The sequence below is a fragment of the Streptomyces sp. NPDC059649 genome (assembly GCF_042734445.1).
Taxonomy (GTDB): Bacteria; Actinomycetota; Actinomycetes; order Streptomycetales; family Streptomycetaceae; genus Streptomyces.
Map to the genome: position 1 here is coordinate 417,241 of NZ_JBHWDV010000003.1, position 20,133 is coordinate 437,373.

Below are 20,133 nucleotides of genomic sequence, written 5' to 3' on the forward strand. Positions count from 1 at the left end.
CCGGTCGCAAGGGTGGAAGGGAACGCCACGATGAGAGCCGTAGCAGTCAGTGCATTCGGCGAACAGCCGCAGCTCATGGATCTGCCGCAGCCCGAACCAGGGCCGGGCGAGGTCCTGGTGCGGCTGTCCGCCGCCGGACTCAACCCCGTCGACTGGAAGATCGCCGACGGCATGTTCGGCGACGCCGTTCCGGTGGCCTTCCCCCTGGTGCTGGGCACGGACGGGGCGGGCGAGGTGCTCGCGATCGGCACCGGCGTACGGCGTTTCACCATCGGCGACGCGGTGTTCGGCCAGTTCCAGCGGCCGGAGCAGGGCGGCGGCTCGTACTGCGAACTGGCCGTCGCCGACGAGAACCGCATCGCGCACGCCGCCCGCAGCGTCACCTACGCGACCTCCGCGGCCCTGCCGACGGCCGGCATGACCGCGTACAACCTCATCGAGGAGACCCGGATCGGCGAGGGCAAGCGGGTGCTGATCGTCGGTGCGACCGGCGGGGTCGGCACCTTCGCCACCCAGCTGGCGGCCGGCCGCGGCGCGGAGGTGATCGCCACCGCCCGTCCGGCCAAGGCGGAGCTGATGCGCACGCTGGGCGCCGCGGAGACCGTCGACCACACCGCGGGCCCGATCGCCGACCAGGTCCTCGCGGCCCACCCGGACGGCGTGGACGTGCTGATCGACATGATCGGCGGCCCCGCCGAGTTCGCCGAGCTGACCCGGACCGTACGCGACGGGGGCACCGCCGTCTCATTGATCGGCTCGGCGGACGCGGACGAGCTGACCGAACAGAACCTGCGCGGCTTCAACTTCGTCAACCGCCCCTCGCCCCAGCTCCTGGAGATCCTGGCCGGACAGGTCGACGCGGGCCGGCTGACGGTCCTCGTCGGCCGCGAGGTCCCCCTGGAAGAGGCCCCCGAAGCCCTGGAGGCCAGCCGCACCGGCCGCGCCCAGGGCAAAACCGTGCTGACGGTCTGAGCGGCCCGACCGGGCGTCAGCTCCGCCTCCGCCAGGCCCGGACCGCCGGCGGGCCCGCCGCGGCCAGCACCGCGGTGAGCGTCCCCGCCCCGACCAGCAGCCAGACCCCGGTGCGCAGCGGCCCGGTCAGCGCATCGGCGTACGCCCCGGCCGCGGGTCGGGAGACCATCGCGGGCAGTGCCGCCAGCGTGCGGCCGCGCACCAGGGCCAGCGCCACGGCCAGCAGGGCGGCGGCCGCCGCGCAGCCCGTACCGGCACAGACCAGCGCCCGCCGGCGGCGCCGCACCAGGAGCAGCCCGCCGCCCAGACACAGCGCCGCGGCCGGCGGCAGCAGCAGCGCCCCACTGCGGACGACCTCGTAACCGGCCCGGATACGCGGTACGTCGGGGGCCTTGAGCAGCACGACCTCCATCCCGGACCGCGGCACCCGGCGGAGCAGGTCCAGCCCCATGCCGTTGTGCGCCACCTGACGGCGGACCCGTTCCACCACCGGGGTCAGATCGAGCGTGACCGGGGAGCGGGGGTCGCCGGACGCGGCGAGGCTGCCGTCCAGCGTCCGGTGCGCGGACCGGTGGACGCCTTTCCACATGGCGGGGAAGCCGCGCCCGGTGACCACCTGCCGCACCTGCTTGGCCACGAACTCCCGGAGACCGCGGGTGAGATGACGGCGCACTGCCGGTCTTCGGGCGGGGGTGACGGCCTTCAGCAGCCCGTCGATCCGGATGTGCGCCATCACCCCGTTGGTCACGTCGTCGACCACGGCCTTCTGCACGGCGGCGTTCCCGGCCAGCGGCGCCACCGCCGCCACATAGCCGTCCGTCTCGGTCAGTCGGTACCGCGCCCAGGTGGCGGCCAGGCTCAGCGGCAGCAGCAGCGCCCCCACCACCAGCAGCACCCCGCCGGCCAGCGCGCGCCCCGGCCACCGCGGCCCGGCCGGCGGCCCGTTCCCCTCCGTCACCCGCCCGCCCAGGCGTACGGGTGCCCTCGCTGGCATCGCGTCCTGTCCTTTCCTGCACGGCGATCACGGCGACCACCTTCCAGGCAAGTGCGAACGCCCGGCGCCCGCGACCGGGACCGGTGCCAATGGGTGAGCCCGGGAGGGAGGGGCGTCAGCCCGTGGCGCCCGGGCCGGCCGCCCGGCGGCGGCGCACCGCCCGCACCGCCCCCGGCCCGAGCAGTGCGGCGGCCGCGGCGGCCATCGCCCACCACGCCCAGCCACCGCCGTCGGAGGCGCCCTCGGCCCGGGACTCCGGCAGGTCGTCCACATCGCCCGAGCAGACCACCGGCGCGTAGGAACCGCCGAGGTACACACAGGCGGTGGCGGCCGCCCGCAGGGTCCCGGGCGCGGCGGTGGCGGCACCGCCGGGACGTTCGCCGAGCACGGCCTCGGCGGTGAACACCTGGATGTCGTGCGCCGGCAGATCGGCGCGCCAGGTGACCTTCCGCTCCCCCGTCCCGCGCCCCTCGACGAGGCCGTCGGGCGCGGTCACGGAGGTCGTGGTGGCGGGCATCCGCTGCTCGATCCGTACCCGGTGGACGTCATGGGCGCCCAGGTTGTGCACGGTGACGCGGTAGTCGAGCCGCCGCCCCGCCTCGGCGTCGTCGGTCCCGTCGGTCACCGCGACGGTGACGGAGACGGCGGGCGGCGCCTGGGCGCCCTGCGGGGCGTCCGCGAGGGCGGACGGTCCGGGGAGCGCGGCGGCGCCCGTGACGACACCCAGCACCGCACGGACGACGGCGGTCCGCAGGCCGGTTCTCATGCCGGTTCTCATCCCGCCATCGGAGCACCGCGCCGCCCGCGACCGGCGTCATACCGCCCGCCACCGCCCCGGGTTCACCCGAGTGAGGGCCTGACCACCGGCCCTGGGGCCGGCTCTAGTGCCGGTGCGGCCCCGGCCGGTGGACCGGCCCGTGTGCGTCCTCGCAGTGATCGGGGGCGGCGGGCGGCTCCTCCCGCGACCCGGCGCCGGGCCGCGGACCGAGCGTCAGCACCTCGCCCGCGTCGGCCTGCTCCCCGACATGGTCGACCTGGAGCGTGGCGTGCGTGATGCGGTACTCACCGCTCAGCAGCTCCTGCAGACCGCGGCGCACCTTGTGGCAGTCGCCGCCGGGGGCCACCAGGATGTGCGCGGAGAGCGCCGGCTGCCCGGAGGTGATCTGCCAGATGTGCAGGTCGTGCACCTCGACGACCTCGTCCTGGGAGACCAGCCGATCGCCCAGCGCGTCCGGGTCCAGCCCGGCCGGCGCGGCCTCCATGAAGATCCGCCCGGACTCCCGCACCAGCCCCGTACCGGCCCGCAGCATCAGCGCGACGACGACGAGCGTGGCGATCGCGTCGGCCTGTTCGAAGCCCGTGGTCAGCACGATCAGACCGGAGAGCGCGGTGGCCACGAACCCGAACAGGTCGGTGAGGATGTGCTGGTAGGCGCCCTCGACGTTCAGGCTGGAGCGGTTGGCCCTGGACAGCAGCCAGGTGCAGATCAGGTTCACCACGATCCCGGACAGCGCGGTCCACAGGACCATCGCCCCGGCCACCGCGGGCGGCGCGATCAGCCGCTGCACCGCCTCGTACGCCAGCCAGACCGACAGCAGGAGCAGGGTGATGCCGTTGGCCTGCGCGGAGAGGATCTCGGCGCGCTTGAGCCCGTAGGTGTACCCGCCGCGCGCCGGCCGCGCCGCCAGCCGCATCGCGATCAGGGCCAGCAGGATCGAGACCGCGTCGGTGAGCATGTGGGCGGCGTCCGAGATCAGCGCCAGCGACCCGGCCAGCACACCGATGACGACCTCGACCGCCATGTACGCGGTGAGCAGACCGAGCGCGGCCCGCAGCCACCGCCGGTCGGCGTCCGGCGCCACCCCGTGCGCATGGCTGTGACTGTGCCCGTGGCTGTGCGCGTGCCCGGTCATGGCGCTCCTTCCTCCGGTCCCCTCGTGGCGAAGCAAACAGCACTTCGACAAAAGATCCAAAGGCTGCACCGGTGACCGTTGTCATTACCGTCGAACGGCGTATCACCCCTGGTCAGAGCGGTGCCGGACCGGCCGGCCGGAACTCCTGAACGGACCCCGACCGTCCGGTCCGGCTGCCACCCCGCCCGGTCGGCCTGCCCGCCCGGTCCGCGCATCCGCCCGGCCCGCCCCCACGCCCGCCCCGTCCGCCCCGGTCAGTAGAGTTTCCGCGCCCGTACGACACGCGCCGGGTCCCGAGGCGAGAGGCAAGAGGTGATCGGCAGTGAGCCCCGCACCATCCGCACCGGCCGGTTCCGAGCAGCTCACCGTCGTCGGCATCGGAGCCGATGGCTGGGGCGGGCTCTCGGGGGCCGCGCAGCAGGTGCTGCGGGCGGCCGAGGTGGTCATCGGCGGTGCGCGGCAGCTCGCGCTGCTGCCCGCCGGGGAGTGCCCCGGTGAGCGCGTCACCTGGCCGTCGCCGCTGCGTCCCGCCGTCCCCGGGCTGCTCGCCGCGCACGCCGGACGCCGGGTGTGCGTGCTGGCCAGCGGTGACCCGATGTTCTACGGGATCGGGCGGACGCTGACCGAGGTGCTGGCCGAGAGCGGCACCGGGCACCGGCTCCGGGTCCTGCCGCACCCCTCCGCCGTCTCCTACGCGTGCGCCCGCCTCGGCTGGCCGGTCGAGGACACCGAGGTCGTCACGCTCGTCGGGCGGCCCGTCGAGAACCTGGCCCGCGCGCTGTACGACGGCCACCGGCTGCTCGTGCTGTCCGCCGGCGCCGGCACCCCCGCCGAGGTCGCGGCCCTCCTGCGCGCGCACGGTTTCGGGCCGACCCGGATGCGCGTACTGGAGCAACTCGGCGGTGAACGCGAGCAGTTGACGCACGGAGTCGCCGCCGAGTGGGACGCGCCGGCCGATCCGCTCAACGTCATCGCACTGGACTGCGTCCGCGAGCCCGGCACCGCCCCGCTCTCCACCGTCCCCGGCCTGCCCGACACCGCCTACGAGCACGACGGCCAGCTCACCAAGCGGCACGTCCGCGCCGCCACCCTCGCCGCGCTGGCCCCCGCCCCCGGTGAACTCCTCTGGGACATCGGCGGCGGCTCCGGTTCCATCGCCATCGAGTGGCTGCGCGCGCACCGTAGTTGCCGCGCGGTCAGCGTCGAACGCGACCCCGTACGCGCCGAGCGGATCGGCCGCAACGCGCGCACCCTCGGCGTCCCGGCGCTCCGCGTCGTCCACGGCCCCGCGCCCGCCGCGCTGGCCGGCCTGCCCACCCCGGACGCGGTGTTCATCGGCGGCGGGCTGACGGCGCCCGGCCTGTTGGACGCGTGCTGGGAGGCGCTGCCCCCGGGCGGCCGGATCGTCGCGAACACGGTGACGCTGGAGTCCGAGGCGCTGCTCGCCGACCGCTACCGGCGGCACGGCGGCGAACTGGTCCGGCTGGCGGTCGCCCACGCGGCACCGGTCGGCGGCTTCACGGGCTGGCGACAGGCGATGCCGGTGACCCAGTGGGCGGCCGTCAAACCGCCCGCAGACCGGTCGTAACTCCACGGCCCCCCATCCCCGTATCGCCCGCCACCCCGCTCGCCCGCCACCCCGTATCGCCCGCCTCCCCAGGAGACCGAACGACACATGACCGTCCACTTCATCGGTGCCGGCCCCGGTGCCGCCGACCTGATCACCGTCCGCGGCGCCCGCACGCTCGCCTCCTGCGGGGTCTGTCTCTACGCCGGCAGCCTGGTGCCGCGCGAACTGCTCGCCGAGTGCCCGCCCGGCGCCCGGCTCATCGACACCGCGCAGCTGGACCTCGACACCATCACCGCCGAGATGGTCCGCGCCCACGAGGAGGGCCACGACGTCGCCCGGCTGCACTCCGGCGACCCGTCGGTCTTCAGTGCCGTCGCCGAGCAGATGCGCCGCCTGGACGCGGCCGGCGTGCCGTACGAGGTGGTCCCGGGCGTCCCCGCGTTCGCCGCCGCGGCCGCCGCGCTCAAGCGCGAACTGACCGTGCCCACCGTCGGCCAGACCGTCATCCTCACCCGCGTCGCCCAGCGCGCCACCCCGATGCCCGAGGGCGAGGACCTCGCCACCCTCGGGCGCAGCGGCGCACTGCTGGTCCTCCACCTCGCGGCGATGTACGTCGACCGGGTCGTCGCCGAACTCCTGCCGCACTACGGCGCGGACTGCCCGGCCGCCGTCGTCGCCATGGCCTCCCGCCCCGACGAACTCGTCCTGCGCGGCACCCTCGCCGACATCGCGGACCAGGTGAAGGCCGCGGGCGTGGTCCGTACCGCGGTCATCATGGTCGGCCGCACGCTGGGCGCCGAGCAGTTCCGCGACAGCCACCTGTACTCCGCGGACCGCGAACGCCCGCACGGCCCGTGCGACGGCGCGCCGGGGGCCGTCTCGGGCGGGCATACGGCGGCCGACGCGGGTTGACGCAGGCGGACGACGCGGGCTGATGAGGCGTACGGATCGGGCTGATCAGGCGTCCGACCCCCGCCGCTCGCGCGTCCGACCCCCGCCGCTCGGGCGTCTGACTGATCATATGACCGCATCGGGGTGAATGTCCGTTACCGGTCCTTCGGGGACCGGTAAGGAACGTGGACACGCGCGGACCAAGGGAAGCCCGCGGCACCCGAGCAAAGGAGCACCCACGATGCGCACCCGCACCCGCACGAGACTGGCCGCCGGATCCGTCGCCGCCGCAGCCCTGCTCACCCTCGCCGGCGGCACCGTCGCCGTCGCCGACACGCCGGCCCACCACGCAGGCGCCCGGCCGAAGACCGACCCCGTACCGGTGGGCGGCAGCACCGACACGGCGCGCCGCCAGCACAACAGCACGGCCCTGCGCGACAACAACCGGCCCCAGGACCGCCAGTACCGCACGGACTGGATGCGCGACAACCCGGTACGGCTCGCCGCCTGCGCCCTCGGCACGGCCCTGGGCAGCCTGACCGACGGCGAGGACTGCGTGGCGGACCGCATGGGCTACCGCTTCCGCGACGCCGCCCAGGGCGGACGGAAGGACGTCCTCCGCGCGAGGCACTAAAGGCCACGGGCGGGTGCGGCGGGGCCCTCGGCCGACGTCGGCGCCGGGTGCCGTGGGGCCCTCGGCCGACGTCAGCGGCGCCCGCCGCCGCCGGGCCCCCGCGGCTCCGCCCGGCCCACCACCATTCCCGCCCGGTCGATGCAGATCACATCGACGGCCACCGGGGCCCCGCGCAGCACGGCCAGCGACTCGTCCCGCGCCCGCGCCGCCACGAGATCGCCCAGCGGCACCCCGGCCGCCGCACACAACTGCAGTGCGCCGAGGCCCGTGTTGGCCGCGGCCACCGCCTCCGCCAGTGCCTGGTCCGCCCCGCCCTCCCGGGCCAGCTCCGCGAGGAACGCCTTGTCCACCTGGGACCGTGCCGAGTGCAGATCCAGATGCCCGGCCGCCAGTTTGGACAGCTTGGCGAACCCGCCGCAGATCGTGAGCCGGTCCACCGGGTGCCGCCGCACGTACTTGAGCACCGCCCCCGCGAAGTCCCCCATGTCCAGCAGGGCGTCCTCGGGCAGGTGGTGCAGCGCGACCGCCACCTTCTCCGACGTCGATCCCGTACACCCGGCCACATGCGTACGCCCCGCCGCACGCGCCACATCCACCCCACGCCGGATGGAATCGATCCACGCCGAGCAGGAGTACGGGACCACGATCCCGGTGGTGCCCAGGATCGACAGCCCGCCCAGGATGCCCAGCCGCGGGTTCCACGTACTACGGGCGATCTCCTCCCCGTGATCGACGGAGATCTCCACCTCGACGTCGGGTTCGTGGCCTCTTTCGGGGGCGGGCTCCGTGCCGGGTTCCGCGGCGCCGCCGTAGCGCCGGGCCACCTCGGTCAGGTGCTCCCGCATCATCTGCCGCGGTACGGGGTTGATCGCCGGCTCGCCGACGTCCAGCGGCAGCCCCGGCCGGGTCACCGTCCCCACGCCCGGCCCGGCCCGGAACACCACACCGGACCCGGGCGGCAGACTCCGCACCCGCGCCCGGATCAACGCCCCGTGCGTGACGTCCGGATCGTCCCCCGCGTCCTTGACCACCCCGGCCATGGCGCTGCCGGAATCGGCGTCGAACTCCTCCACCGCCAGCGCGAACGACGGCGTCTGCCCCTTGGGCAGGGTGATCGTCACGGGATCCGGGAACTCGCCGGTCAGCAGCGCGGTGTACGCGGCCGTGCTCGCCGCCGTCGCACAGGCACCGGTCGTCCACCCGGGCCGCAGCCCGGTATGCGCAAGCTGCGCACTCCGCCCTCCGGCGGCCTGGCCTCCCGCGGCGGCTTGCCCGCCCGCGGGCGCCCCGTCGTCCGGCCGCCCCGTACCCTGCCGTTGCGCTTCACCCACGGAGGAACCCACATCCCATGCCCGACGCAGCCCGCCCGCCACGCCACGTCCTCATCCTCGGCGGTACGACCGAGGCCCGCCGCCTGGCCGCGACCCTGGCGGCGGAGCCGGCACTGCGCGTGACGTCGTCGCTCGCCGGCCGGGTCGCCGCCCCGCGGCTGCCCGACGGGGAGGTGCGGATCGGCGGGTTCGGCGGCCCGGAGGGCCTCGCCCGCTGGCTGCGCGAGCACGCGGTGGACGCGCTCATCGACGCCACCCATCCTTTCGCCGGCACGATCAGTTTCAGTGCGGCCGAGGCGGCCGCCACCGCCCATGTTCCCCTGCTGGCGCTCCGCCGTCCCGGCTGGGTACCGGGCCCCGACGACACCTGGCACCAGGTCGCCACTCTGGAGGAGGCCGCGGCCGTCCTCCCCACCCTCGGCTCGCGCATCTTCCTCACCACCGGCCGCATGAGCCTCGCCCACTTCTCCCACCTCACCGACCTCTGGTTCCTCGTCCGTTCCGTGGACGCCCCGGAGGCCCCGCACCCGCCCCGGATGGAGGTGCTCCTCGACCGCGGCCCCTTCACCCTGGAGGACGAGCGCGAACTCCTCCGCACCCACCGCATCGACGTCCTCGTCACGAAGGACAGCGGCGCGGCGGCCACCGCCCCCAAATTGGCCGCGGCCCGGGAATGCGGAATTCCGGTCGTGGTCGTACGCCGGCCACCGACGCCGACCGGAATTCCGGAGGCGGCCACTCCGGCCGACGCGGCGGAATGGCTCCGTCATCGCCTTTTCACCGAGGCCGGAGGGCGCTGAACCGATTCGCTTCCCGTACCCGTTCCACCAATTCCCCTATGCGCCGCCGCGCGACTTCCACATTCCGCTCCTCGCGGCCCGCCTCACGGGGAGGTTCGGGCTCTTTCTCTTCGTCACTCACCGAACCATTCACCCAACCTCGCCTCGCAATGCCTCGGCCAGCCGCCGCGCGGTCTGCGGCGTACAACGCCCCAGGTCGAGGAGGGGGCGCGGGAAATCCCCCGCCAACGAAACCCCATCCAGCGTCAACGAGGGCAAGGTCACGCCCGCCCCCTTCAATGCCACACGCAACTCGTCCCGCGCATCCTCCGCATCCTTGATCGTCGCGGCCGCCCGACTGCGCTCCACCATCTATTTCTTCCCTTCCTCAAGTTCGGATCCTGGCGGGTGATGCCAACGCCCTTGCTGATCCCTAGAGTTGTGGATGCGACGTTGCTTGCGAAAGCAGGCGGGCGTTGCCATGGGAATGGGCAACAAAGGGAGTGAGGATGGTCGAAAGGAATTCCGATAACGAGGACTCCGCCCGCTGGGTCCTTGCCTGCGAACTCCGCCGGTTACGCGAGGTCGCCGGAAAATCCCTGGCCCAGCTGGCCGAGGAAACCAACTACGACCGCACGTACCTGCACCGCCTGGAAACCGGCGAACGCCTCTCGAAGCTACCGGTCATGGAGGCCCTCGACCGGGTCCACGGGACGGGGGAACTGCTCGTCCGGCTGTGGCGGTTGGCGCGGCTGGAGGCGTTCAAGGACAGGTACCGGTTGTTCATGCAGTACGAGGCGAAGGCCGTGATCATTCACAAGTACTCGGTGGTCGTCCCCGGTCTGCTGCAGACGGAGGGCTTCGCCCGTCTGGTGCTGTCCTCGTCGCCGACGCCCATAAGCCCCGATGAACTCGAAGAAGCCGTCGCGGCCCGCCTGGGCAGGCAGGAACTCCTCCAACGAGATCGGCCACCGAGCATTCGCATCATCCTCGACGAGTCGGCACTACGGCGCCCGGCCTCCGACCCGGTCGTGTGGCACGGCCAACTAGCGCGGCTTGTTGAGGCTGCGGAGGCGCCTCATATGGCCATCCAGGTACTTCCGTTCGCTGCCGGCGTGCATAACCTGATGGGTGGCTCCCTGTCGATCCTCTGGATGGCGGACGGAAGCGCTGTTGCCCACTTGGAAGGCAACACGTCAGGCGAACTGGTCGAAGAGCCAAGCGAAATCACGCGATACCGCCTGTCCTACGATCGGCTTCGAGACGCGGCACTATCGCCGTCCGACTCAGCAGCATTCATCCGGCAGTTGATGGAGGAAAGCAAGCCATGAAGACCTCGAACCTTGTGGGTGCAGCCTGGCGCAAGAGCAGCTACAGCGACGGCGGAGAGGACAACTGCGTCGAGGTAGCCGATGGTTTCACCAGTGTCGTTCCCGTCCGCGACAGCAAGGTTCCCGACAGCCCGGTGCTGTGCTTCCCCGCTGCCGCGTGGTCGTCGTTCATACAGACAGTGAAGGGCGCCCGATCGTGACGGCGTTGCCTGGCCGGGATGGCACGGTGTGGCGCAAGAGCAGCTACAGCGACGGGGGAGCCGACAACTGCATCGAGGTCGCCGACGGCCTCTCCGGTCCCGTCCCCGTCCGGGACAGTAAGAACCCGGACGGTCCGGCACTGCGCATCTCCGCCGCTGCCTGGTCGTCGTTCATCGCCACCGTGAAGGGGGACGCGTGGACTGGGGGACGCTCGTTGCGACGGTGAGTGGCGGGTTGATCGCCATCAGCGGCACCGTGCTCGCGGATCAGCTCAAGCAGCGGCATGAGAAAGCCCGTAGCAGTGCGGAGCGGCGGCGGGCGGTCTACATCGAGTTCATCTCCGCCGCCGGGGTGTGCCACGCGCGGCTTCGGCAGATCGCGCAGGGGGCGGGCGACGAGGTGGATCCCGGTGGCGCCGCTCGGGCGGCGTTGACCGACGCCGCGATCCACGAGGTGCGCGAGCGGCTGTTCATCGATGCGAGCACCGCCGTCGCCGGCGCGGGGCAAGCGATGTTCGAACGGCTGCGGGCGCTCCAGCGAGCCGTGGCGGAAGGAGCCCGGCACAGTTCGCGGGCCTTCCACGACGTCTACCACCCCTACCTCGACGCGGTCTGGGCGTACCGCGTGGCCGTGCGCGAAGAACTGGAGGGCCGTCCCTTCGCGCCCACCGTCTTCGGGTGGGCGGAGTGGGACGGCACGGACCGGTGCCAGATCTGCCGGCAAGGGGTGTGACCCTGGGGTTCGTTCCCGGGGGTCACACCCACCCGCGTGCTACTTCTCCGGATACCGCCGAGGGGTCCAGACGATCTCCGTGCCGTCGTCGCGCCGTACCTTCTGCGTCTGCGACGAGCCGATGATCAGGAGGGTGCGCATGTCGACCTGGGTGGGGTCGAGGTCGGCGAGGGGGACGGTGCGGACGGACTCCTCGGGGCCGCCGATGTCGCGGGCGAGGATGACCGGGGTGTCCGGGGCGCGATGTTCCAGGAGGAGTTCGCGGGTCTTGCCGACCTGCCAGGTGCGGCTGCGGGAGCCGGGGTTGTAGAGGGCGAGGGCCAGGTCGGCGCGGGCCGCGGCGTGGAGGCGTTCGGCGATGACCTCCCAGGGCTTCAGGCGGTCGGAGAGGGAGATGACCGCGTAGTCGTGGCCGAGGGGGGCGCCGGCGCGGGCGGCGGCCGCGTTGGCGGCGGTGACGCCGGGGAGGACGCGTACGGGGATCGAGCGGTACGGGTCCTGGGAGGCGACCTCCAGGACGGCGGTGGCCATGGCGAAGATGCCCGGGTCGCCGCCGGAGACCACGGCCACCCGGCGGCCGCGGCGGGCCAGGTCGAGGGCGAGTTCGGCGCGTTCGGACTCGACCTTGTTGTCGGAGGCGTGCCGGCGCTGGCCCGGGCGTAGCGGGACGCGGTCCAGGTAGGTGGTGTAGCCGACCAGGTCCTCGGCGGCGGCGAGGGCGCCGCGGGACTCGGGGGTGAGCCAGAGGGGGCCCGCCGGGCCGGTGCCCACGACGACCACCTCGCCCTGAGCGACGTCCCCTTCTTCCGCCTCGGGCGGCTGCGGTGCCGACTGGGCCGCGATGCGGCTCGGGACGACCGCGACGGAGAAGTAGGGGACCGTGTCGGAGTCGATCGAGGCGAGTTCGGCGGTGCGCTCGCCGGGCATCGTCGCGCGTTCGACGTAGTGCGCCTCCGGGAGGCGGCCGGCGCGTTCCATGGCACGGCGGACGGTCGGGAAGGTGCGGCCCAGTTTCATGACCACGGCGGTGTCGGTGGAGGTCAGACGGGCGGTCAGTTCCTCCTCGGGCAGGGTGCCGGGGAGGATCGTCAGGACCTCGTCGGCCTCCGCGAGCGGCTTGCCCAGGCGGGCCGCGGCGGCGCTGACGGAGGTGACGCCGGGGATCACCTCGGTCGGGTAGCGGTGCGCGAGCCGCTTGTGCATGTGCTGGTAGGAGCCGTAGAAGAGCGGGTCGCCCTCGGAGATGACCGCCACCGTGCGGCCGGCGTCGAGGTGCGCGGCCAGGCGCGCCGCGGCCTCCTCGTAGAACTCGTCGAGCGCGCCGCGGTAGCCGCCGGGGTGGTCGGTCGACTCGGTGGTGACCGGGTAGACCAGCGCTTCCTCGATGTGGTCGGCGCGCAGGTGCCCGGCCGCTATGGAGCGCGCGATCGAGCGGCCGTGGCGGGCGCTGTGGTAGGCGATGACGTCGGCCTCGGCGATGACCTCGACGGCCCGTACGGTCATCAGGGACGGGTCGCCGGGGCCGAGGCCCACGCCGTAGAGACGGCCGGTGGCCTCCGTGCCGGTCCCGGTCCCTGTGCCTGTCTTGGTCCCGGCGTCGGTGCCGGTTTCGTGCTGCTCGCTCACGCTCATTCTTCCTCGCTTGCCAGGGCGTTGAGGGCGGCCGCGGCCATGGCGCTGCCGCCGCGCCGACCGCGTACCACGATGTGGTCCAGCTCCGACGGATGGGCGATGAGGGCGTCCTTGGACTCCGCCGCGCCGATGAAGCCGACGGGTATGCCGATCACGGCGGCCGGGCGGGGAGCGCCCTCCTCGATCATTTCGAGGAACCGGAAGAGGGCGGTCGGGGCGTTGCCGAACGCGACGACGGCGCCCTCCATGCGGTCCCGCCACAGTTCCAGGGCCGCGGCGCTGCGGGTGGTGCCCATACGGGCGGCCAGGTCCGGTACCGCGGGGTCGGCCAGCGTGCAGAGCACCTCGTTGTCGGCCGGCAGCCGCTTACGGGTGACGCCGCTGGCGACCATGTTGGCGTCGCAGAGGATCGGCGCACCGTCACGCAGCGCCTTGCGGGCGGCGGCCACCACGCCGGGGGTGAAGGCCAGATCGCGTACGAGGTCGACCATGCCGCAGGCGTGGATCATCCGGACCGCGACCCGGCTGACGTCGGCGGGCAGGCCGGCGAGATCCGCCTCGGCGCGGATGGTGGCGAAGGACTGGCGGTAGATCTCCGCACCGTCCTTCTCGTAGTCGAACGCGGTCACTCTGGCCTCGTTTCTGGCGTTCCTGGTGTTGCGGGTGCTGCCTGCACTGCGGGTGCTGCTGCGGGTGCTGCTGTGGATGTGGCTGGTGTTGTGGCCGGGTGTACGACCGCGACCTGGTAGCCCGCCTCCGTCGCCAGGACGTCGATCCAGGAACCGTGCGGGTGCCCGCAGCGACGCTCGCAGCCGGACCAATAGACGGGCAGGGATGCTGCGTCGACCGGCAGGGACGCGGCGCCGACGGGCAGGTGCACCCCCGGCGGCAGAGCCACTCCCGCCGCGGGCGCCGCCTCGACCGTCGCCGCCCCGACCGCCGCCGTCGCGTCCGCGCGGACGTCCGTAAGGGACTTCGCGCAGCCGGGGCGGCCGGTGCAGGCGCCGATGCGGTGCCAGGGGGAGGACGGGTCGGTGACCAGGCCGGCGGTGGCCAGTTCGCGGAGGCGGGGTGCGGCCACGGCGGCCGGGAGGCCGGGGACGACGATGCCGCGCCACGGGGTGAGGCGGAGTTCGCCGGAGCCGTCGTCGGCCGCGAGGGACGCGAGCAGCCGCCACTGGGTTACCGACAGCCTGCCGAGCGGCGCCAGTACGGAGAGCGCGCGGCGACCGTCGCGGCCCTCGACGATGCCGGGGGCGGAGGAGTCCGCGTACCCGCCCACCGGGCCGCCGGACGCCCCCGCCGGCACACCGGCGCCTTCCGTCGAGCCGGGCGCCCCGGCGGCCGCCGCCACGTACGACGCCTCGATGCCCGTCGCGCGCAGCCCGGCCGCCACGTCCCGTACCAACTGCCCGTGACCGGCCGGGAGTTCACGCACCCGCCAGGCGCCGCTGCCGGCCGCCTCCGCCGCGGCCAGGAACGTCTCGGCGGCGACCAGCGCCGCGCGCGGTACGTCCGGGCCGGCGATCCGCAGCGCCGCCGGGTCGTCACCGACCCGCAGCAGCGCCCCGCCGCCGGACCCCGCCGCACCCGTGATGCCCGATTCTGCGATCAACGTCACATCGCCGCCGAGCGCCGCCACATCGCCCCGCCCGTCGTCCAGGACGAACAGGAAACGGCCGGACAGCGCGGTCGCGGAGTCGCTCGCGCACAGCAGCTCGTCCAGCCGACGGGCCCAGCACCGCACGTCAGCAGGGGTGTTCCGGTCCAGTCCGGCCAAGGGGGAGGCGAGGATGTTGCGGACGCGTTCGTGCCGTTCGGACGGCAGCAGTCCGGCGTCGTGCAGCAGCTCGGCGAGGCGGCCGCCGCAGCCGTCCGGCAGGCCGCGCAGCTCGACGTTGCCGCGCGAGGTCAGGGACAGCCGGCCGTCTCCGAGCAGCTCCGCGGCATCGGCCAGCGCGTCGGCCTGATGGGCCGTCAAGTTACCGGCGGGGATGCGTACTCGGGCCAGATGGCCGTCGGCGGCCGGATGCAGCCGCAGCGCTCCCGGGCAGGCGTCACCGCGGGCCCGTACGGGCGGCTCGGCCCGTCGGGGCCGTGGTGAGGGGGAGGGCGGCATGGCGGCGAGCATACCTACGACGGTGCGCGGCCGATCCGGGGCGGATCCGGCCATGAAACGGACGAATCCGGCCACCACGGCATGGGCCCCGGAGCCCCGCGTACCGGGCGTACGGAAACCCCCGCGCCGGCGCCGCGTCGAGCGACCCACCGCCCCGCGCACCACCCCCGCCCCGGCCGGGAGACCGCCCCCGCCAAGGCCCGCTTACCTCCTCCGCCCGCAGCCCTTACTATGCAGGTCGGCGGGTCGGCTGACCCGCCGGACGCCAGCGACGGCGCCGGGCCCTCGGGCCCGAGGGAGGAAGCCCGGTGAGAATCCGGCGCGGTCCCGCCACTGTGAACCCGGCCTGTGCCGGGTGAGTCAGGAACTCCCGCCGTCCACGACCACCCGGGGCGCGGACACCCCGAGGAAGGCCAGCGCTCGATGCTGCATTCGTCCGGGGACCTCCCCGCGGCCCCCCGAATCCTGCTGCTGTCGACCTCCGACACCGACCTGCTCAGTGCCCGCGCGGCCACCGGCCCGGTGGCGTACCGGCTCGCCAACCCCGCCCGCCTCGACGTCACCGAGCTGCCCGACCTGCTCGACGGCACCGACCTCGTCGTCGTACGCCTCCTCGGCGGCATCCGCGCCTGGGAGGAGGGCCTCGACCTGCTGCTCGCCGAGGGCCAGCACCGGCCGGTCGTCGTCCTCACCGGTGAACAGGCCCCGGACGCCCAGCTCATGGAGCAGTCCACGGTCCCGGTGGGCATCGCGGCCGAGGCGCACGCGTACCTCGCGCACGGCGGCCCCGGCAACCTCGAACAGCTCGCCCGCTTCCTCTCCGACACCGTGCTGCTCACCGGCCACGGTTTCGAACCGCCGGTGCCCGCCCCCACCTGGGGCCACCTGGAGCGCCCGGCCGCCGACGGCACCGGCCCGGTCGTGGCGGTGCTCTACTACCGCGCCCACCACATGAGCGGCAACACCGCCTTCGTGCACGAACTGTGCGCGCAGATCGAGACGGCCGGCGGCCGCCCGCTGCCGCTCTACGTCGCCTCGCTGCGCGCCCCCGAGGCCGAACTGATCGACGCGCTGCGGTCCGCCGACGCCATCGTCACCACCGTCCTCGCCGCCGGCGGCACCAAGCCCGCCGAGGCCGGCGCCGGCGGCGACGACGAGTCCTGGGACGCCGGCGCGCTGGCCGCGCTCGATGTCCCGATCCTCCAGGCGCTGTGCCTGACCGGGCCGCGCCGCGCCTGGGAGGAGAACGACGAGGGCCTGTCGCCGCTCGACGCCGCCTCGCAGATCGCCGTTCCCGAGTTCGACGGCCGGCTGATCACCGTCCCGTTCTCCTTCAAGGAGGTCGACGAGGACGGCCTCCCGGTCTACGTCGCCGACCCCGAGCGCGCCGCCCGGGTCGCCGGTATCGCCGTGCGGCACGCCCGGCTGCGCCACCTCCCCAACGCCGACAAGCGCCTCGCGCTGGTGCTCTCCGCCTACCCCACCAAGCACTCCCGGATCGGCAACGCCGTCGGACTGGACACCCCGGCCTCCGCCGTCGAACTGCTGCGACGGCTGCGCGCGGACGGCTACGACTTCGGCGACGAGAGCGCCGAGCCGGTGCCCGGTCTGGAATCCGGCGACGGCGACGAGCTGATCTACGCCCTGATCGAGGCCGGCGGCCACGACCAGGAGTGGCTCACCGAGGAGCAGCTGGCCCGCAACCCCGTCCGCATCCCGGCGGCCGACTACCGGCGCTGGTACGCCACCCTCCCCGAGGAGCTGCGCGCTTCGGTGGAGGAGCACTGGGGGCCGCCGCCGGGCGAGATGTTCGTGGACCGCACCCACAACCCCGACGGCGACATCGTGCTCGCGGCGCTGCGCCGCGGCAATCTGCTGGTCCTCATCCAGCCGCCGCGCGGCTTCGGCGAGAACCCGATCGCGATCTACCACGACCCCGATCTGCCGCCCTCCCACCACTACCTCGCCGCGTATCGCTGGATCGCCGCGTCCCGTGAGGACGGCGGGTTCGGCGCGGACGCCATGGTGCACCTCGGCAAGCACGGCAACCTGGAGTGGCTGCCCGGCAAGAACGCCGGCCTGTCCGCCGCCTGCGGCCCGGACGCCGCGCTCGGCGACCTCCCGCTCGTCTACCCGTTCCTGGTCAACGACCCCGGCGAGGGCACCCAGGCCAAGCGCCGGGTGCACGCCACCCTCGTCGACCACCTCGTCCCGCCGATGGCCCGCGCCGACTCCTACGGCGACATCGCGCGCCTGGAGCAGCTGCTCGACGAGTACGCGCAGATCTCCTCCATGGACCCGGCCAAGCTCCCGGCCATCCGCGCCCAGATCTGGACGCTGATCCAGGCCGCCAAGCTCGACCACGACCTCGGTCTGGAGGAGCGCCCCGACGACGACGGCTTCGACGACTTCCTGCTGCACGTCGACGGCTGGCTGTGCGAGGTCAAGGACGCCCAGATCCGCGACGGCCTGCACGTCCTCGGCGCCGCGCCGGCCGGCGAGGCCCGGGTCAACCTCGTGCTGGCCATCCTCCGTGCCCGCCAGATCTGGGGCGGCACCTCCGCCCTGCCCGGGCTGCGCGAGGCCCTCGGCCTCGACGAGTCCGCCGCGACCCGCACCGCCGCCGACGACGCCGAGACCCGGGCCCGCGCCCTCGTCCAGGCGATGGAGGACGCCGGCTGGGACCCGGCCGCGGTGCCCGCGGTGGCGGCCGGCCACGGACGGCAGGTCGCCGACATCCTCGACTTCGCCGCCCGCCAGGTCGTCCCGCGGCTCGCCGCCACCACCGACGAACTCGACCACGCCGTGCACGCCCTGAACGGCGGGTTCGTCCCGGCCGGCCCGTCCGGCTCACCGCTCCGCGGCCTGGTCAACGTGCTGCCGACCGGCCGCAACTTCTACTCCGTCGACCCCAAGGCCGTCCCCTCCCGGCTCGCCTGGGAGACCGGCCAGGCGCTCGCCGACTCGCTGCTGGAGCGGTACCGCACCGACAACGGCGACTGGCCGCAGTCCGTCGGCCTGTCCCTGTGGGGCACCAGCGCCATGCGGACCAGCGGCGACGACGTGGCCGAGGCGCTGGCCCTGCTCGGCGTCCGCCCCGTATGGGACGAGGCCTCCCGCCGCGTCACCGGCCTCGAAGCCCTCCCGCTCGCCGAACTCGGCCGCCCCCGCATCGACGTCACGCTGCGCATCTCCGGCTTCTTCCGCGATGCCTTCCCGCACGTCACCGGCCTGCTGGACGACGCGGTACGGCTCGTGGCGGCCCTCGACGAACCGGCCGAGGACAACTTCGTCCGCGCCCACACCCAGGCCGACCTGGCCGCCCACGGTGACGAACGGCGCGCCACCACCCGCATCTTCGGCTCCCGCCCCGGCACCTACGGCGCCGGCCTGCTCCAGCTGATCGACTCCCGCGACTGGCGCACCGACGCCGACCTCGCCGAGGTCTACACCGTCTGGGGCGGCTACGCGTACGGCCGCGGCCTCGAAGGGCGCCCGGCCCGGGACGAGATGGAGGCCGCGTACAAGCGGATCGCGGTCGCCGCCAAGAACACCGACACCCGCGAACACGACATCGCCGACTCCGACGACTACTTCCAGTACCACGGCGGCATGGTGGCGACGGTCAAGGCCCTGCGCGGGGGGCGGGCGCCGGCCGCGTACATCGGCGACTCCACCCGCCCGGAGACGGTCCGCACCCGCTCGCTGGTCGAGGAGACCTCCCGGGTCTTCCGCGCCCGGGTGGTCAACCCCCGCTGGATCGAGGCGATGCGCCGGCACGGCTACAAGGGCGCCTTCGAACTCGCCGCCACCGTGGACTACCTGTTCGGCTACGACGCCACCACGGGCGTGATCGCCGACTGGATGTACGACAAGCTCGCCCAGACCTACGTCCTCGACCCGGAGAACCGCGCCTTCCTCCAGGACGCCAACCCCTGGGCCCTGCACGGCATCGCCGAACGCCTCCTGGAGGCCGAGTCCCGCGGCATGTGGGAGAAGCCGGACGCGGAGACCCTGGCCGCGCTGCGGGACGTCTTCCTGGAGACCGAGGGCGAGCTGGAGGGCGAGGAATAAGCCCTCCCGGGTGCCCGGCCGACCGGCCGGGCACCCGCAGGTGAACGCCTCACGCCGCCTTCGCGGTGATGTCCCCGTTCGAGGTGGTGAGGTTCAGCCGGTAGCGGCCCGCGGGGTCGTCGGCCAGGCCGATGTGCTTGGCGCCGTTGCTGGTGTGCGCGGCGATGTCGTAGCGGCCCTTCGGCATCCGGACGGTGACCGAGCCGTTGGAGGTCTTCGCGCGGACGTCCTGCGGCCGGGCCGGCGTCAGCTCGATCGCGCCGTTGGACGTCTCCGCGGTGGTGTGGGCGCCCGCCAGGCCGCGCCCGGAGATCCGGCCGTTGCTGGTCCGTACGTCGACCGGGCCGGTGACGCCGTCGAGATCGACGGCCCCGGAACTGGTGGTCACCTTCACCGCGCCCACCTTGCTCAGGTCCACCGCCCCGTTCGAGGTCTCCCCGCTGACCGGGATGCCGGCCGGAAGCTCGACCGTGTACGTCACCGAGCATGCGTCGCCGCAGCCGCCGAGGACCAGCACACCGTCCTCGACCCGGTGCGTCGCCCCCTCCGGGCGGTCACCGTGGTACTCCACCGAGCGGTGCAGCGAGGCCCCGGCACCGTTCTTGCCGCCGCCCTCGCCGCCGCGGATCGTGACGCCCCCCGAGTCGGTGTCCAGGCGGACGGCCGTGATCTTCTTCGACACCGTGGCGTCGTCCTCGAAGGTCTTGCCGGGCAGCAGCCCGCAGGCACTGATGCCGCACACCCCGACGACGGCCGCCGCGGCGCCCGCGAGGGCACGGCGGGGCGAACGGGCGCGGTGCTGGTGGCGGTGATGCATCAAGTCCCCCGGGTGGAACGGCAGTTGGTGGTCGGTGGAGATGGGCCGTCGGGCGGCCGCGAAGCAGCAGCCTAAGACGGCGGCGAGGCCGGGAACCATGGGGAAAACCCGAGAGTGCGGGGTGCAGAAATCACCAGGTGCGG

General features: G+C 73.8%; 19 protein-coding genes and 1 riboswitch. Of the genes, 10 read left to right on the forward strand and 9 right to left on the reverse strand.

Features of this window, described 5'->3' with window-relative positions:
• The first annotated feature begins 30 nt into the window (after nt 1–30).
• A complete protein-coding gene (locus tag ACFV1J_RS07675; protein ID WP_385856337.1) occupies nt 31–972 on the forward strand; it encodes an NADP-dependent oxidoreductase in 942 nt (313 codons plus the stop codon).
• A 16-nt stretch (nt 973–988) separates the two neighbouring features.
• Here the strand turns inward: ACFV1J_RS07675 and ACFV1J_RS07680 are convergent, their stop codons facing one another.
• From ACFV1J_RS07680 to ACFV1J_RS07690, 3 genes are all read right to left on the reverse strand, one after another.
• Complete coding sequence (locus ACFV1J_RS07680) at nt 989–1,966, reverse strand: hypothetical protein (RefSeq protein WP_385856338.1); 978 nt, start codon at nt 1,964–1,966, stop codon at nt 989–991.
• Nucleotides 1,967–2,081: 115 nt separating this feature from the next.
• Entirely contained in the window at nt 2,082–2,732 is a 651-nt protein-coding gene (locus tag ACFV1J_RS07685; RefSeq protein WP_385856339.1) for a hypothetical protein, read from the reverse strand.
• Between the two features lie 115 nt (nt 2,733–2,847).
• Complete coding sequence (locus ACFV1J_RS07690; protein WP_385856340.1) at nt 2,848–3,879, reverse strand: cation diffusion facilitator family transporter; 1,032 nt, start codon at nt 3,877–3,879, stop codon at nt 2,848–2,850.
• A 322-nt stretch (nt 3,880–4,201) separates the two neighbouring features.
• On the opposite strand from ACFV1J_RS07690, the gene cbiE reads away from it, so the two are divergent.
• The 3 genes from cbiE to ACFV1J_RS07705 all read left to right on the forward strand — a co-directional run bounded on the left by cbiE (nt 4,202) and on the right by ACFV1J_RS07705 (nt 6,974).
• On the forward strand, nt 4,202–5,467 hold the full coding sequence (gene cbiE / locus ACFV1J_RS07695; RefSeq protein WP_385856341.1) for a precorrin-6y C5,15-methyltransferase (decarboxylating) subunit CbiE: 1,266 nt from the start codon (nt 4,202–4,204) through the stop codon (nt 5,465–5,467).
• An 87-nt stretch (nt 5,468–5,554) separates the two neighbouring features.
• Nucleotides 5,555–6,361 carry a precorrin-4 C(11)-methyltransferase gene (gene cobM, locus ACFV1J_RS07700; protein WP_385856342.1) on the forward strand — a complete coding sequence of 269 codons (807 nt, stop codon included), beginning with the start codon at nt 5,555–5,557 and terminating at the stop codon, nt 6,359–6,361.
• 220 nt (nt 6,362–6,581) lie between these two features.
• Nucleotides 6,582–6,974, forward strand: a complete 393-nt coding sequence (locus ACFV1J_RS07705; protein WP_385856343.1) for a hypothetical protein — start codon at nt 6,582–6,584, stop codon at nt 6,972–6,974.
• A gap of 71 nt (nt 6,975–7,045) precedes the next feature.
• Here the strand turns inward: ACFV1J_RS07705 and ACFV1J_RS07710 are convergent, their stop codons facing one another.
• Nucleotides 7,046–8,305 (reverse strand): cobalt-precorrin-5B (C(1))-methyltransferase, encoded by a 1,260-nt coding sequence (locus tag ACFV1J_RS07710; protein WP_385856344.1) that lies wholly within the window; start codon nt 8,303–8,305, stop codon nt 7,046–7,048.
• Nucleotides 8,306–8,322: 17 nt separating this feature from the next.
• Between ACFV1J_RS07710 and ACFV1J_RS07715 the strand changes: the two genes are divergently transcribed.
• Entirely contained in the window at nt 8,323–9,105 is a 783-nt protein-coding gene (locus ACFV1J_RS07715) for a cobalt-precorrin-6A reductase (RefSeq protein ID WP_385856345.1), read from the forward strand.
• 129 nt (nt 9,106–9,234) lie between these two features.
• Here ACFV1J_RS07715 and ACFV1J_RS07720 read toward each other — a convergent pair whose 3' ends face one another.
• A complete protein-coding gene (locus tag ACFV1J_RS07720; RefSeq protein ID WP_385856346.1) occupies nt 9,235–9,456 on the reverse strand; it encodes a hypothetical protein in 222 nt (73 codons plus the stop codon).
• A 137-nt stretch (nt 9,457–9,593) separates the two neighbouring features.
• On the opposite strand from ACFV1J_RS07720, the gene ACFV1J_RS07725 reads away from it, so the two are divergent.
• Genes ACFV1J_RS07725 through ACFV1J_RS07740 form a run of 4 tightly spaced genes read left to right on the forward strand, consistent with a single transcriptional unit; the run spans nt 9,594 to nt 11,348 of the window.
• Nucleotides 9,594–10,415: a helix-turn-helix domain-containing protein gene (locus tag ACFV1J_RS07725; RefSeq protein WP_385856347.1), complete on the forward strand. Its 822-nt coding sequence runs from the start codon at nt 9,594–9,596 to the stop codon at nt 10,413–10,415.
• Nucleotides 10,412–10,615 (forward strand): DUF397 domain-containing protein, encoded by a 204-nt coding sequence (locus ACFV1J_RS07730; protein ID WP_385856348.1) that lies wholly within the window; start codon nt 10,412–10,414, stop codon nt 10,613–10,615. Before ACFV1J_RS07725 ends, ACFV1J_RS07730 begins: the two co-directional genes overlap by 4 nt.
• Nucleotides 10,612–10,842 carry a DUF397 domain-containing protein gene (locus tag ACFV1J_RS07735; RefSeq protein WP_385856349.1) on the forward strand — a complete coding sequence of 77 codons (231 nt, stop codon included), beginning with the start codon at nt 10,612–10,614 and terminating at the stop codon, nt 10,840–10,842. Before ACFV1J_RS07730 ends, ACFV1J_RS07735 begins: the two co-directional genes overlap by 4 nt.
• Nucleotides 10,812–11,348 carry a CchlQ gene (locus ACFV1J_RS07740; protein ID WP_385856350.1) on the forward strand — a complete coding sequence of 179 codons (537 nt, stop codon included), beginning with the start codon at nt 10,812–10,814 and terminating at the stop codon, nt 11,346–11,348. The genes ACFV1J_RS07735 and ACFV1J_RS07740 overlap by 31 nt, the downstream gene beginning before the upstream one ends.
• Nucleotides 11,349–11,387: 39 nt before the next feature.
• Here the strand turns inward: ACFV1J_RS07740 and ACFV1J_RS07745 are convergent, their stop codons facing one another.
• From ACFV1J_RS07745 to ACFV1J_RS07755, 3 genes are read right to left on the reverse strand one after another with little or no spacing between them, the layout of a single operon-like run.
• Entirely contained in the window at nt 11,388–12,980 is a 1,593-nt protein-coding gene (locus ACFV1J_RS07745) for a precorrin-2 C(20)-methyltransferase (protein ID WP_385856351.1), read from the reverse strand.
• The gene (locus ACFV1J_RS07750) at nt 12,977–13,609 is read right to left on the reverse strand and encodes a precorrin-8X methylmutase (RefSeq protein WP_385856352.1); all 633 of its coding nucleotides are present in this window, start codon (nt 13,607–13,609) and stop codon (nt 12,977–12,979) included. The genes ACFV1J_RS07745 and ACFV1J_RS07750 overlap by 4 nt, the downstream gene beginning before the upstream one ends.
• On the reverse strand, nt 13,606–15,111 hold the full coding sequence (locus tag ACFV1J_RS07755) for a cobalamin biosynthesis protein CobG (RefSeq protein ID WP_385856353.1): 1,506 nt from the start codon (nt 15,109–15,111) through the stop codon (nt 13,606–13,608). The genes ACFV1J_RS07750 and ACFV1J_RS07755 overlap by 4 nt, the downstream gene beginning before the upstream one ends.
• A 285-nt stretch (nt 15,112–15,396) precedes the next feature.
• Nucleotides 15,397–15,469: riboswitch (cobalamin riboswitch) on the forward strand.
• A 53-nt stretch (nt 15,470–15,522) separates the two neighbouring features.
• Between ACFV1J_RS07755 and cobN the strand changes: the two genes are divergently transcribed.
• A complete protein-coding gene (cobN, locus tag ACFV1J_RS07760; RefSeq protein ID WP_385856354.1) occupies nt 15,523–19,173 on the forward strand; it encodes a cobaltochelatase subunit CobN in 3,651 nt (1,216 codons plus the stop codon).
• A gap of 49 nt (nt 19,174–19,222) precedes the next feature.
• Here cobN and ACFV1J_RS07765 read toward each other — a convergent pair whose 3' ends face one another.
• Nucleotides 19,223–19,990, reverse strand: a complete 768-nt coding sequence (locus ACFV1J_RS07765; RefSeq protein ID WP_385856355.1) for a DUF4097 domain-containing protein — start codon at nt 19,988–19,990, stop codon at nt 19,223–19,225.
• Between the last annotated feature and the right edge of the window lie 143 nt (nt 19,991–20,133).